9 protein-coding genes are annotated in these 13,756 nt (G+C 63.1%); all 9 read right to left on the reverse strand.

Annotation, left to right across the window (positions count from 1 at the left end):
- The 9 genes from NZ746_04345 to NZ746_04385 all read right to left on the reverse strand — a co-directional run bounded on the left by NZ746_04345 (position 1) and on the right by NZ746_04385 (position 13,681).
- The gene (locus NZ746_04345; protein MCS6816595.1) at positions 1 to 1,227 is read right to left on the reverse strand and encodes a glycosyltransferase family 39 protein; all 1,227 of its coding nucleotides are present in this window, start codon (positions 1,225 to 1,227) and stop codon (positions 1 to 3) included.
- Positions 1,228 to 1,244: 17 nt separating this feature from the next.
- A complete protein-coding gene (asnB, locus tag NZ746_04350; GenBank protein MCS6816596.1) occupies positions 1,245 to 3,161 on the reverse strand; it encodes an asparagine synthase (glutamine-hydrolyzing) in 1,917 nt (638 codons plus the stop codon).
- A complete protein-coding gene (locus NZ746_04355; protein ID MCS6816597.1) occupies positions 3,137 to 4,324 on the reverse strand; it encodes a 1-deoxy-D-xylulose-5-phosphate reductoisomerase in 1,188 nt (395 codons plus the stop codon). Before NZ746_04355 ends, asnB begins: the two co-directional genes overlap by 25 nt.
- A gap of 65 nt (positions 4,325 to 4,389) precedes the next feature.
- Entirely contained in the window at positions 4,390 to 5,193 is an 804-nt protein-coding gene (locus NZ746_04360) for a phosphatidate cytidylyltransferase (protein ID MCS6816598.1), read from the reverse strand.
- A gap of 48 nt (positions 5,194 to 5,241) precedes the next feature.
- Entirely contained in the window at positions 5,242 to 6,039 is a 798-nt protein-coding gene (locus NZ746_04365) for an isoprenyl transferase (protein ID MCS6816599.1), read from the reverse strand.
- An 82-nt stretch (positions 6,040 to 6,121) separates the two neighbouring features.
- Positions 6,122 to 6,856, reverse strand: coding sequence for a tRNA pseudouridine(38-40) synthase TruA (truA, locus tag NZ746_04370; protein ID MCS6816600.1), 735 nt, complete (start codon positions 6,854 to 6,856; stop codon positions 6,122 to 6,124).
- 50 nt (positions 6,857 to 6,906) lie between these two features.
- Positions 6,907 to 7,482 (reverse strand): orotate phosphoribosyltransferase, encoded by a 576-nt coding sequence (gene pyrE, locus NZ746_04375; GenBank protein ID MCS6816601.1) that lies wholly within the window; start codon positions 7,480 to 7,482, stop codon positions 6,907 to 6,909.
- Positions 7,479 to 11,138: a tetratricopeptide repeat protein gene (locus NZ746_04380; GenBank protein ID MCS6816602.1), complete on the reverse strand. Its 3,660-nt coding sequence runs from the start codon at positions 11,136 to 11,138 to the stop codon at positions 7,479 to 7,481. Before NZ746_04380 ends, pyrE begins: the two co-directional genes overlap by 4 nt.
- Positions 11,139 to 11,164: 26 nt before the next feature.
- Positions 11,165 to 13,681: a protein kinase gene (locus NZ746_04385; GenBank protein MCS6816603.1), complete on the reverse strand. Its 2,517-nt coding sequence runs from the start codon at positions 13,679 to 13,681 to the stop codon at positions 11,165 to 11,167.
- Between the last annotated feature and the right edge of the window lie 75 nt (positions 13,682 to 13,756).

The raw sequence follows: 13,756 nt of genomic DNA on the forward strand, positions 1-13,756 counted from the left end.
TCATGAGATCGGCGCGGTGAACGATGGCGTAGCCGGCCATTCCGGCTTCGACCCGATAGGAGCCGCGCGCTTTCGCTGCTGCCAACCGGCGACGACGAAGATGAAGAGAAAGACGAGGATCTGCGCGCGCTGCCGATAGGCCGTGCCCACGTTTCCTTGAAAGAGCGCGTAGACGAGCGTCAGACTGCCGACGAAGAGAAGGATCACGGACGCGTCCGCCAGCTTCCGCCGCACGGCGAAGGCGATTCCCCGAAGGAGCCAGGGGAACATCCCCCACCACAGCACCATCTCCGGCAGCGTGATGGCTTGCCGCACGTTGGCGATGGACCATGGGAAGGGGGCTAGGAGCAAGTATGTGAGGCCGATGGGAAGAAAGCGCAGCGCTCCCCCGAGGGTAGAGACGTCCGCTTCCGGCGCATATCCGGATTGCGCGAATCGCGCCAACTTCGTGCGCGACATGTGGATTTGTTCGAGCACGCTCTCGATCGAGAGCGTTTGAAGCTCGCGCTCCAAAAGTCCCATGCTGTTGAGAGCGAGCAGGAAGGCGAGCGCTAAGACAGCGTGCACGAAGAGCCCCATCACGAGACCACGTCTGTGCCCCACGAAAGAGAGGAGCGCTGAGAACGCCACGATGTAAAAGACGTAGTTGCGCAAGGAATGCAGCGGCAAAAGAGCAACGAAGAAGAGCGCGAGCCACAGCAGCGAGAACTTCCGGTGAAGGACAAGGATGGCATAGATGCTGAGCAGCGTGCAGAAGATCACAAGCGCATCCTTCAAAAGTTGCGCCGACCACAACACGAGAGAGGGAAAACATGCCGTCAGCAGAGCGGCGCCTCGCGCCACGCGCCGATCGAAAGTCAGAGCGGCGATCTTGTAGATGAGGACGGCATGCAGAGCCCCGATCACGCAATTGACGAGGACGACGAGAAACGGCGCGCGTCCGAAGACGAAGTAGAACGCAGCGACGAGGTAGAAGTAGCCGGGCTGGCTGGCCGGACGCACGGGGAAAGCTGTCTCTCCCGACCAATAGCGCGCGATCGCCCATCCCACCCAATCGTAAGTCCCAGCATCGCCTCCGAAGAAGCCTTCCAAATTGAAGAGCGCGATGAATGACGCGACGGCCACCCGCAAGCCGAGCCCAAGGAGGAAAACGCGTCGTAGGAATCGGCGCTCTTGGGCGCGCTCCTCGATGGAGGGGTCGGAGGCGATCGATGTCATCTTCTCCATATCGGGCATCCCCGTCCTCATGTGAGCAGGCGCGCGCTTGAAGCCTGCCCGTCAATGAACTCTCGGAACCATAGCTCGAGCACGAGTAGGGTCCACAGTGGCGTCGAGAAATCCGCGCGCCCCTCCAGATGCGCGTCTACAAGAGCGCGCACCGCGCTCGGGCGAAAGAGTCCGCGCGCAAGCGCGCGTTCCGAAAGGAGCAGCTCGCGCGCGAAATCGCGCAGCTCCCGGCGCAGCCAACGCCCGATGGGGACGCCAAATCCCTGCTTGCGTCGCGCGAGGGTCTCCGGTGGCAAAATCCCCCGCATGGCGCGTCGCAAGAGATATTTGCCCCGCCCGCGCCTGAGCTTGTATGTGTCCGTCAGGCGCGCTTCCCACTCCAGCAGCTCGTGATCAAGCAGCGGCGCGCGCGCTTCGAGCCCATGCGCCATCGTCGCGATGTCCATCTTCACGAGCAGGTCATTGGGCAAATAGAGGCGCACATCTGCGCGAAGGAGCGCATCTAAGAACGTTCCGCTCGTGGCCATTTGCTCTTCCACGAACCGCTCTGGACGAAGCGCAGTCGTGAGGGCATGGAACGCCTCGCTGTACAACTCTCGCCGCATCTCCTCATCGCACGCGCTCATCCACCGCGCGTAACGCCTCGAAGGCGGCAGCGCCGCCGCAAGCAGAAAGCGCTCCGCTCGTTTCCAGAATCGCCATTCCAAAAGGCGTCCTCCGAGCAGAGGCTTCGCCACGTGGTGACTCAGGACGAAGGTCTTGCTCAAAGCAGCCCACACCGCTGGAGGCACGCGTTCGGCCTCCACCATCGCGCGATAGCGATCATATCCCGCAAGCCCTTCATCCCCCCCATCACCCGTCAGTGCGACCGTGATCGAAGCGCGCGCGAGCTTGGCCAGGTAGTATGTGGGAATAGCCGACGAATCGGCGAATGGCTCGCCGTAGCGGCGGATGAGCGTCGGAAGGACGTCCACGACGTCCGGTCGCACGACGGCCTCATGATGTTCTGTGGCGAAGTGGCGTGCGACGCGTCGCGCTTGCTCCCGCTCGTCGTAATCGGCTTCGTCGAAGCCGATGGTGAAAGTCTTCACCGGCGTCGAGCTGACCTCGCTCATCAGGGCGACGACGGCTGAGGAATCGAGCCCGCCGCTCAAGAAAGCTCCGAGGGGGACATCGCTGCGCATGCACAATTGCACCGACTGGCGCGCTCGCGCGAGCCACTCTCGGGCCGCCTCTTCTTCGTTCAGCCGAAGCTTTGGGGAGAACGTCAACGTCCAATAGGGGGCGATGACGACTTCTCCCGCGCGCCAAAGGAGGCGATGTCCCGGCTCCAGTTTTCGGATGGCACGAAATGCCGTCAGCGGCGCCGGGATGTAGGAGAGCGCGAGATAGGCGTGCACGGCCTCCCAGTCCACTTCGCGCGAGACCGAGGGATGTTCGAGGAGCGCCTCGAACTCCGAGGCGAAGATCAATTCCCCATCGGCGAGGGCATAGAGGAGCGGCTTCTCCCCCACGCGATCGCGCGCCAGCAGTAACTGCTGCTGTTCCTCATCCCACAGCGCGAAAGCGAACATGCCACGGAGTCGCGCCAAGCTCTCCAAGCCATACTGCTCGTAAGCGTGGACGATGACCTCCGTATCGCTCTGCGTCGCGAACCGATGGCCGCGTGCTTCCAATTCCCGACGCAGCTCGCGGTAGTTGTAGATCTCTCCGTTGTGAACGACCCAAATCGTCCCGCGTTCGTTGGCGATCGGCTGATGGCCGCTTTCGAGGTCAATGATGCGCAAGCGACGCACACCCAGGCCGACGCCGATCGCTCGGAAATATCCCTCCTCATCGGGCCCGCGGTGCGCGAGCCGGTCGCACATTCGGCGCAGCACTTCCTGATCCGGAAGCACACCGCGCGCGTTCACGATTCCAGCGATTCCGCACATATCAGGGAGGTGATCACCTCGCGGGCACGCGCGCGCGCCCAAGCGTCGGCTCGAAGGACATCTTCGATCTCGCGCGGTTCTTCAGGTTGATGGTCGCGCATCACGCGCTCGATCACGGTGGGGATGGCGAGGAAGGGAAGGCGACGCTCCAAGAAGGCGGCGACGGCCTCCTCGTTCGCCGCGTTGAGGACGGCAGGCATCGTTCCACCGCGTCGCAACGCTTCATAGGCCAGGCGCACGCAGGGGAAGCGCTCCAGATCTGGTGGGTGAAACTCCAAATGAAGTGCGGGGGAAAAATTCAGTCGCGGCAGCGGCGTCGGCCGCCGATTCGGATAGGTGAGGGCGTATTGGATGGCATATCGCATGTCCGTCGGTCCCAGTTGCGCGAGGATGGAGCCATCTACTAGCTCGATCATCGAATGCACGACCGATTGGGGGTGGATGAGGATGTCGATCTGCTCCGGCGCGACGCCAAATAGCCAATGCGCCTCGATGACCTCCAATCCCTTGTTCATGAGCGTCGCCGAATCCACGGTGATCTTCGGCCCCATGCGCCAGGTCGGATGCTGCAAGGCTTGCTCGGGGGTGACGCGCGAGAGTTCGGCTGCGGAGAGCGTGCGGAATGGCCCTCCGGAAGCCGTCAGGATCAAGCGCGCGACGTCGCGGGGATTGACCCCCTGCAGGCATTGATGCAGGGCGTTGTGCTCGCTATCTACGGGCAGGATCTCGGCACCGGTCGCGGCCGCTTTCTCGGTCATCAACCGACCGGCCATCACGAGCGTCTCCTTGTTGGCCAAGGCAATGCGTTTGCCCTGTTCCAGCGCCCGATATGTGGGGAGGAGGCCGACGGCCCCGACCGTCGCGACGAGCACGATGTCCACGTCTGGTTCCGTCGCCACGGCGAGGAGCCCTTCCGGTCCGTATCGAATATCGGGGGGCGTACGCACGCCGCGCCGCTGCAACTCCGCACGCAATTCGGCAGCCGCCTCATCCGTCGCGACTGAAACGAGGCGGGGCGAGAACCGCACGATCTGATCCGCGAGTCGCGCGACGTTCCGCTGGGCCGCTAGACCAATCACGCGAAAGCCATCCAATTGCTCCAGCAGCGAGAGCGTGCTCGTCCCAATTGAACCCGTTGAGCCTAAGATCGCGATCCGCTTCATTGTGTCCTGTAAGGAAAGCTCGAGCCCGCCGATTCTCCGAAATCGGTTGCGGGCCTCCGAGCCCATCATGATAGGAGAATCCGACTGTAGATGTAAATGATCGGCGCGTTGAAGAGGATGCTATCGGCCCGATCCAAAATCCCCCCGTGGCCCGGCAGCAGCCGTCCGGCATCCTTCACCTTCGCCCCCCGTTTGAGCATGGATTCGATCAAGTCGCCGATCTGGCCGACTGCATTCAAAACGAGCGCGAGGGCGAGGGCGTGCCCAAGGGGCAGATCTCGAAAGAACCAAAACTTTCCACCCAGTGCGGCCAATCCACTGCCGAGCACGCCAGCGATCGCCCCTTCGATCGTCTTGCCCGGACTCACGCGCGGCGCCAACTTCCGACGTCCGAACGCGCGGCCTCCGTAGTAGGCCGCCGTATCCCCAGCGAAGATGATGAGGAAGAAGAGCGAGAGCAGTCGCGCGGCCGTCGTCGCCTCCATGCTCACCCGCAGCAGGATGAGGAAGCCCAAGGCCACGGCGATGTAGAGCACGCCGGCGACCGTCACGGCGCTTTCCAGAAGCACGGTCTCAAAGCGCTCGGCCGTGAAGAGCGAGAGCGCCAGCGTGAGCGCCAGAAGCAGCAACAAGCTCCCCACGATCAAGAAGGCGTTCTGTTGCTGGAAGGCGAAGAGGACGCTCACAGCGGCCGCATAGCCGAGCCAGCGATCGGGACGACAACCGATCCGCTCCGCCAGCGCGTAGAATTCGCGAAGCCCCAGCAACGTCCCGGCCACGACCCATCCGATCAAGTAGTATGGGCTCGAAGCCCACAGCGCGAAGATGAAGAAGGGGAGCAGAACGACAGCCGTGAGCACTCGCGTCATCCTCTCCTCCTAGTGCGTCCTCTTGGGAACGTCCCATGGGAGGACCGATCATGGAAGCGCCGCAGCTCCCAATCCCCCATAACGCCGCTCGCGCTTTTGATATTCGACTACCGCTTGAAGGAAGTGCGCCGGTCGGAAATCAGGCCAGAGCGTCTCCGTCACATAGAGTTCCGTGTAGGCGATCTGCCAGAGCAAGAAATTGCTCACCCGCATCTCGCCACTGGTACGGATGAGGAGATCGGGATCGGGCAGATCGGCCGTGTAGAGATATTGTGCGATGAGCGCTTCGGTGATGGCTTCCGGAGGCAGCTCGCGCTCGCGCGCCTCGCGATAGAGGCGACGGAAGGCATCCACCAACTCCGTGCGTCCGCTGTAGTTGAGCGCGACGACCAGTTGCATCCGCGTGTTCATCGCCGTCTCCGCCATAGCGCGGCAGAGCTCTTGACGGATCGCCGGGTCCAATCCTTCCCATCGCCCGATGACGCGCAACCGAATGTCGTGGCGTTTGAGCGTCTCCACTTCTTTTCGCAGGAATTCTCGAAGCAAGCTCATGAGCGCTTCGATCTCTTCCTGCGGGCGCTTCCAGTTTTCCGTCGAGAAGGCATAGAGCGTCAATACGGGAATGCCCAAGCGCGCCGCCGTTTCCACGATCCGACGCGCGGCTTTCGCTCCGGCGCGATGGCCGACGACGCGCGGCTTCTGCCGCCGCAAGGCCCACCGTCCGTTTCCATCCATGATGATGGCCACATGGTGAGGGAGCCGCTCGGGGTGAATCTGCGTCAGAAGAAGCGCTTCGCGCGAGCTGGGTTTGATGAACCCCTCGAACCTCTTCTGCAAATCGTCCATTGAACTGCTCCGGGGGCTTTCTCCCCTCGCTGACCTTGGCGATGCGCAACCGTTCGCATCGCCAATTCGTTTCGGCTCAATCTTAGTAGTGGACGCGAAGCAGCGTCAAGCCCTTGGCCGGAAAGGTCGGACCGGCCAGCCGCCGATCGCGCGCGTGGAGGATGCGTTCCATCTCCTCGACGCGCCAACGCCCACGCCCGATCTCGCAAAGCGTCCCCATGAGCGTGCGCACCATATAGCGGAGGAAGCCATTGGCCGTGATCTCCAGATGCAGCAGCTCGTTCTCTTGCCGCAGGCGCGCTTGGTAGACGCGACGCACGGTCGACTTGCCCGGGCGCTCGCGCGTGCCGAAAGAAGCGAAATCGTGCTCGCCTATGATCACCTCCAGCGCTTGCCGCATGGCGGCCAGATCGAGCGGGAAGGGAAAATGATGCGCGTACCGATAGAGGAAGGGGCTCAGGACCGGTCCGAGACAGAGCGTGTAGCAGTAGGTCTTCGACACGGCGCTGTAGCGCGCATGGAAATCGGGCGGGACCCATTCCACGGCCATCACGCGCACGTCCGGGGGGAGATTCGCATTGAGCGCGCGTCGCCATTCCTCTTCGGACATCTCGCGAGTGAGGAAGACACTGGCGACTTGCCCCTGAGCGTGTACGCCACGATCGGTTCGCCCGGCACCATGCACGGTCACCGGACGATGCTCCAAGCGCGAGAGCACATCCGTGAGAACACCCTGGACAGTCCGCGCACCTGCTTGAACTTGCCAGCCGTAGAATTCCGTCCCGTCGTATTGCAGCAGGAGTTTGGCGTTCGGCACGCTATTCCCTCCGTCAGCCCATCCTCCGCGCCGTGCGACGTCGTTGGCGCTCATGCGAGGTATCGACTGCCGGGCGTGCTGAGCGGTACCCCGGCGGCGCACAAGGGACATGCGTCGGGCGGATACGTGGGCAGGTTCAGTTGCAACAGCGCGCGAAGCGGCACGCCGAAATAGAGCGCCGTCCCACTGCGGTCAATCAATGCGCCGACGCCGACGACTTCGCCCCCGGCCCCGCGCACCAGCTCGATCACTTCGCGCGTCGAGTGCCCGGTCGTGATGACGTCTTCGACAACGAGCACGCGTTCGGCGGGAGCGATCGCAAAGCCCCGACGCAACGTGAATCGCCCGGCTTCGCGCTCGGCGAAGATCGCGCGCGCGTTCAGATGCCGCGCGACCTCGTGCGCAACGAGGATGCCGCCGATGGCTGGCGCGATGACGGTCTCAATCGGTTCGCCAGCGAAAGCTTCAGCCAATTCTGCCCCCAGTTGCGTGGCGATCCGGGGATATTGCAGCACGAGCGCGCACTGGATGTAGCGCGCGCTGTGCAGTCCCGACGAGAGACGAAAATGACCTTCCAAAAGAGCGCCGGCTTCGCGAAACAAGCGTCCGATGTCGTCCGTGTTCATGCCTCCGTCTCCGCGTGATCTCCTTGAAGCGCGGTCGCATCCGCAGCAGATGGAGCCGCGCGTTGTTCTTCCCCGTCGCACGTCGGCCCGAGCGCTGTGGAAAACGGTTTCACGCGCGGAGCGGGCCGTAAGCGTTCGACGAGCCGATCGAAGAGCCCGCTCAGTAAGAGGGCCACGTCTTGCTCCGGGGAGCGAACGGCGTCGCGGGCCGATGCGACCTCGCGCTGCTGAATCGCCTTGCTGTAGGCGGCCGTTGCTCCTTCGATGTCGCCTTTGATGTAGAGCATGCGTCCCAACTCATGATACGCCTCGGCGAAGACACCCTGCCGCTGCGCAATCGCCGTCTTGAAGGCTTCGATGGCGAGAGTGATCTCGCCCCGACGGGCGTGCACGCGCCCTTTTTGGTAATAGGCTTCGGGGAAAGTCCCTCGACTGGCCTTGATCGCGAGCGCGAATTGATCCACAGCGGCGTCGAACATTCCTCGGCGACTGTAGAGCACGCCCAACTCGTAGTGGGCTTCCGGGAAACTCGTCGGATAGGCGGCACAGACCGGTTTCAAGAGCGCGATGGCCCCCTCCACATCGCCTTGCGCCGCTCGTGCGCGTGCCAACCAATATTGCGCTTCGGGAAAATCGCCCTGTTGCTCCCAAGCCATCTGAAACTCATTCGCAGCGGCGGCATATTCCCCCCTCTCGTAGAGCGCCCTCCCGAGATCGAAGTGCGCTTCCGGAAATGGTCCGCTCTTTTGCGCGAGCGCTTGACGCAGCTCGGTCATCGCGGTCTCGACGTCCCCTCGGCTCAAGGCGAGCAAGCCCAGATAGTAATGGGCTTCGGGGTCGTGCGGGTGAAGCGCCAGAGCTTGACGGAAAGAGGCTTCGGCTCGTTCCCACTGACCCGCTTGAAAGAGCACCAGGCCCAGATTGTGATGGAGATAGGGATCGCGGCCTCCGGTTTGCTCCATCGCCTGCTGATACAGCTCGATGGCTTTCGCCATGTCCCCCTGCCGCACGTGCGCGTTGCCCAGATTCCAGAGCGCTTCCGGAAAGCGTCCGCCACTTTGCTCGATGGCCGTGCGATACGCCGCCATCGCTTCCTCGACGCGCCCTTGGGCGAGCAAAGCGTTTCCCAAATTGTAATGTGCCAGCGGGAATGTCTCGCATTGAGCGATCGCCTGCTTGAGGGCTTCCAGCGCCGCGTCCAATTCCCCTTGCTCGAGGAGCGTGACGCCCAAGCTATAGTAGCCATGGGGGAAGACTCGCTGCTCGGCCTCGATGGCTCGGTGAAAGGCAGCTCGCGCTTCGGCCAGGTCCCCTCGTTCCCACAGCGCGAGTCCGAGCCGATAGTGCGCTTGACCGAAATCGGGCTTCTGTTCGACGGCGGCGCGGTAGGCGGCGATCGCTTGCTCCAGATCCCCGCGCGTGAAATACGCGTTGCCGAGATTGTAGAGGGCCTCCGGATAGGGCGCTCCAGCGATTTGCAGCGCCGTTTGGAAGGCGGTGATGGCCCGCTCGATCTCCCCGCGATCGAGCAACGCCAGCCCCAAGTCGTGATGCGCTTGCGCGAGATCGGGCTTGAGTTGAAGCGTTCGCTCGAGCGCGCGAATCGCTTCGTCGAGATCGCCGTTCAGGTAGAGTGCCACCCCCAAAGCATGCTGCGCGTGCGCGAGGCTCGGATCGAGAGCGAGCGCCTGCTGATACGCTTCGATCGCTTCCTCCACGCGTCCGATGCGCACGAGCGCGCGCCCCAGGTCATAGTAGGCATCGGGAAAAGTCGGTCGTTGCGCGATCGCTTGACGGAAGCTCGCGATTGCTTCCTCCACGTCGCCCGCCTCCAACAGCGCGCATCCGAGATCGTAATAGGCTTGCGGGAACTCCGGCTGCGCTTGCACGGCCTGACGAAAAGCCTCGATGGCCTCCGGGAGCGCCTCGGTGCCTTTCTGCATGAGCGCGCGACCGAGTTCCCGATACGCCTCCGGCCAGGGCGTCTCGCGCGCCGCGATCGCGCGCCGATAGGCTTCGATCGCCTCGTCCTGTCGCCCTTGCGCGAGGAGCGCGAGTCCCAGATCGCGCCAGGCTTCCGGATATGGCGCTCCCTGCTGTTCGATCGCAGTCTCGTAGGCGTGGATGGCGCCGGCGAGATCCCCCAGCTCATAGCAAATGCGTCCGAGCAGGTGGTGCGCTTCGGGAAACTGACCCTCGCGCTGTTCGATGGCCGTGAGGATTGCTTCCCGAGCGGCTTCTAGCTCGCCCAATCCCAGCAGCGTGCGCGCCAGATTGAAATACGCATTGGGGAAATGCGGATGTTCGGCGATGGCTTGTCGGAAGGCCTCGGCGGCTGCGGCCAAATCGCCCTTCTCGTGCAACACGCGCCCCAGATTATATCGGGCGCGGGGAAATCGCCCTTCTGCGGCCTCAAGAGCCTGATGAAATGCTGCGGCCGCTCGCTCCCAGTCCTTGCGGAGGAAGAAAAGATGCCCCAGCTCGTACCAACATTCGGCGATTTCATGCCCTTGAGCGATCACGCGCTCCAGATGCTCGATGGCCTCGTCCACGTACCCGGCGCCAGCGAGCGCGCGTCCCAACTCCAGCTCCGCTTCGGGGAAATGCCCCTGCCGCTGTTCCAGAGCGCGTCGCAAAGCGGGGATCGCCTCGTCGTATCTGCCTTGCGTCGCATACAAGCGGCCGAGATCGTAGTACGCTCTGGGGAAGAACGGATTCTGCTCGATCGCTCGTTGATAGGCGGCCAACGCGCGTTCCACGTCTCCTTGTTGCGCGAGCACCAGTCCCAATTGGTGATGCGCAGCGGCGAAATTCCCTCCGCGTTGACGAATGGCCGTCTCCAAAGCTTCGCGGGCTTCGGCCAACGCGCCTTGACGCAGATACGCGCGCCCCAAGTTGAAATGCGCTTCCGGCTGATTCGGATTCGCGCGAAGCAGCGCGCGGAAGGTCGCGATCGCTTCCTCCAAATGCCCTTGCGCCAGAAGAGCGCGTCCCAGCTCATATTGGGCTTCGGGATAAATCCCGCCGCGCTGCTCGATCGCCGTGCGAAAGGCCTCGACCGCACCGTCGAGATCTCCTTTCCCCATCAAGAGCCAACCGAGCTGGAAATAGACTTCTGGGCCATGCCCTCCCGATTGCTCGAGAGCCGTGCGATAGGCGGCAATCGCTTCCTCGATTTGACCGATATGCGCCAGAGCGAATCCCAAATGGAAATGCGCTCGCGGGAAGACGCCGCCTCGCTGCGCGATGGCTTTTCGGAAGGCTTCGATCGCGCGCTCGATCTCACCCTTGCCGAGCAACGCGAGACCCAGATTGTGATAAGCGCCGGGATTGTTCCCCCCCATCTGCTCGATAGCGCGCTCATAGGCGGCGATGGCCTCTTCAAGCTCGCCGCGCCGCGCGAGTGCCAGCCCCAGGTGATAGTAGGCCTCCGGATAATGCGGCTGTTGCTCGGTGGCCGTCCGAAAGGCCGCGATCGCTTTCTCGATCTCCCCAGCATCGTAGAGGGCTTTGCCGAGGAGGAAATACGCTTTCGGGAAGCGTCCTTGCTGCTGCTTGATCGCCAAACGCAAAGCTGTGATCGCCGCCTCCACTTCGCCGCGTTGGTAGTGCCGCTGGGCCTGATCGAGATAATGTTGTGCGAGATTCTCCGTCATATCCCCCTCCGTTGCGAGCGCGGGTTTTATTCCCGAACATGGAAGAGGAGTGCCCGACCACCGCGCAATCCCCAAAGCAACGGCGCATTCGACGCAGCCGTGGATCGCTTCACCCGAACGATCTCCCGACCATTGAGCGCGAGCGCGAGATCGGTGCGATCCGAAGTGAGGGTGAGCGTCAATGGAGTGGTCAGATCCAGCGAGTCGTCAAGGGGCTCAAGCACCTCTTCCCGCGCGGCCAGAAGGCGAGCGGGACGCACGCTCCACGGAGAAAGCTCGCGTTCGCGCTCCAGGCGCAAACCGAGAGCGATGTCGCCGCTTCGAAAGAGGACCGTGAGCTGTCGTTCAGTTGGCGACGGGGCCAACGCCAGTTCGAAAGTGAGTTGCGCGGGGACCTCCGTCCGCAGCATCCGCTCTCGCCACTCCGCCGGAGCATGAAGTCCCATGGCATCGCGCGTACGTTCGAGCCAGGAGAGCGCCGAGCGCGTCGCCATCCGCAGCCAGAGGCGACGCGCTTCCTCCAAGCGTCCCAAGCGCAGTGCGTAAATCTGCGCTAACGCCTCCGAGGCCTCGGGGAAGTGGTCGCGGCGAAGCGTGAGCGCAGCCCGCAAGTGCTCCTCTGCTTCCTCGTAGCGCCCGACGGCCGGATCCGAGAGCACGAGGGCCAGATCGTACCGAGCCTCGGGATAATTCCCCCCTCGCAAATGAATCGCCCCATGCAGATCGGCGAGCGCCCGGTCGTAGTCGCGCAAGCGATAGCGGGTGCGCCCGAGAAGATGTCGAGCGGCGGGATCGTTCCCTCGTCGCTGCGCGAGCGCCGTCGAGAGCACCTCAGCCGCTGCGTTCGCCTCTCCCAATTCCAGCAGTGTCCGGCCGAGCAAGAGATAGGCTTGAGGGAAGACGCCATTCTTCAACCGAATCGCCCGCCGAAGTTCGCGCACGGCCAGTTCGTACTGCCCTTGCAGCATGAGGATGCGTCCGACTTCGACGAGATCGTGCGGATCTTCTCCAGCGCGTTGCAACGCCTCGCGCATCACGCGCTCGGCCTCTTCGCGTCGCCCCTGGCGCAAGTACAATTCACCAAGGGCGGCCGCGGCGGCGATCAAACGTCCGCGACTTTGCTCGAGAGCCGTCCGAAACGCCCGTTCAGCACCCGCGACCTCCCCCTCTTCCAGAAGGAGGCGCCCCAGATGCAGATGGGCCTCTGGTAACATCCCTCCCGCGTGCTCCAGAGCCAACAGGATTTCGCTCTTGGCCCAGGCCGTCTCCCCCTGATCGAAATAGATGAGGCCGAGCAGCTCGTGCGCCAGCGCATTCCCGAAAGCCCCTTGGGCAATAGCTTCTCGCAGTAGGATGGTCGCTCCTTCGCGATCTCCTTCCTCGAACAAGCGCCGCGCTTCCGAAACCGGATCGAGAACCCAACGCGGTGCCGGTTTCGGCGTGATCGCTGGCGGCATCGGCAACGATGGCCAATTCGCCAACCATCGAAAGGCGCGGTACCCCAATCCACTCGCTCCCGCTAGGAGGAGAGCGCCGATAAGCGCCATACCCCACCGGCGACGAGCCCACCGCACTGTGGGCGCTGCCAGTTCTTGAGGACGCGTATGCGATGGGGAGAGACGCTCCATAGTCGAGCGTGCCGTAAGAGGCATGGTTCGTCGGCTCGCGCTGGCGCGTACAGCTCGCTCAAACTCTTCGGCCAATTCCCACGCGCTCTGCGGTCGGGCCGCCGGATCTTTGTGCAGCGCGCGCAGCACGACCGCTTCCATTTCCGGACTCAACTCCGGTCGAAGGACACGCAGCGGCGGTGGTTCCTCATGAACGTGCTTGAGCATCACGTCCATGGGATCGCCCTCAAAGGGCGGACGCCCTGCCAGCATCTCGTACAAGATCACGCCCAAGCTGTAGATGTCCGAAGCCACGGTCGGACTCTTCGCGTTGCATTGCTCCGGAGAAGCGTATTCGGGCGTGCCGACGAAGACGCTGCGCGAGATGGGCAAAGCCCCACGCTTTTGCTCATCGAGGACCTTCGCAATGCCGAAGTCTAAAACCTTGACGTAGTCCTTCTCTCCCGCCACCTGCTGTAGGATGATGTTGGCGGGTTTGAGATCGCGGTGGATGATCCCTTGCGCATGCGCTTCCGCCACCGCCGAGCAGATCTGCCTGAGGATGCGCGCAGCGCGTTGCGGGGAGAAGGGGCCTTCGCGCTTCAGCACCTCGGCGAGCGTTTCCCCTTCCAGATACTCCATGAGGAGATAGACGATCTCCTCCTCGCGCCCGCAGTCAATAATGTTGATCGCGTGCGGATGCATGACGTAGGCCGCTGCGCGCGCTTCGTGAAGGAAGCGCTCGACGAAGCTCGGATAGGCCGCCAGATCCTCCAACAGGACTTTGAGGGCAACCACCTTCCCCGTCCCCAGATGACGCGCGCGGTAGACGCTCCCCATCCCGCCCTGTCCGATCTTCGCTTCGATTCGGTACTTGCCAGCGATCGTGCGCCCGAGGAGCCGATCCGGCTTGGCCTCTCCCATCGCTTCAGTCATCGACATGAGGTCTCCGAAGCGATTGCCTATTCTTCCCCTTCTGCCGTATCCTGATAGGCTTTATCTTATCGCAAA

This window comes from Blastocatellia bacterium (genome assembly GCA_025055075.1).
Classification (GTDB): domain Bacteria; phylum Acidobacteriota; class Blastocatellia; order HR10; family HR10; genus HR10.

Coding starts and splice junctions, on each gene's coding strand:
- asnB (MCS6816596.1), bottom strand. CDS start 3,161: ATGTGCGGAATCGCTGGAATCGTGAACGCGCGCGGTGTGCTTCCGGAT.
- NZ746_04385 (MCS6816603.1), bottom strand. CDS start 13,681: ATGACTGAAGCGATGGGAGAGGCCAAGCCGGATCGGCTCCTCGGGCGC.
- pyrE (MCS6816601.1), bottom strand. CDS start 7,482: ATGAACACGGACGACATCGGACGCTTGTTTCGCGAAGCCGGCGCTCTT.
- NZ746_04380 (MCS6816602.1), bottom strand. CDS start 11,138: ATGACGGAGAATCTCGCACAACATTATCTCGATCAGGCCCAGCGGCAC.
- NZ746_04355 (MCS6816597.1), bottom strand. CDS start 4,324: ATGAAGCGGATCGCGATCTTAGGCTCAACGGGTTCAATTGGGACGAGC.
- NZ746_04360 (MCS6816598.1), bottom strand. CDS start 5,193: ATGACGCGAGTGCTCACGGCTGTCGTTCTGCTCCCCTTCTTCATCTTC.
- NZ746_04365 (MCS6816599.1), bottom strand. CDS start 6,039: ATGGACGATTTGCAGAAGAGGTTCGAGGGGTTCATCAAACCCAGCTCG.
- NZ746_04345 (MCS6816595.1), bottom strand. CDS start 1,227: ATGGAGAAGATGACATCGATCGCCTCCGACCCCTCCATCGAGGAGCGC.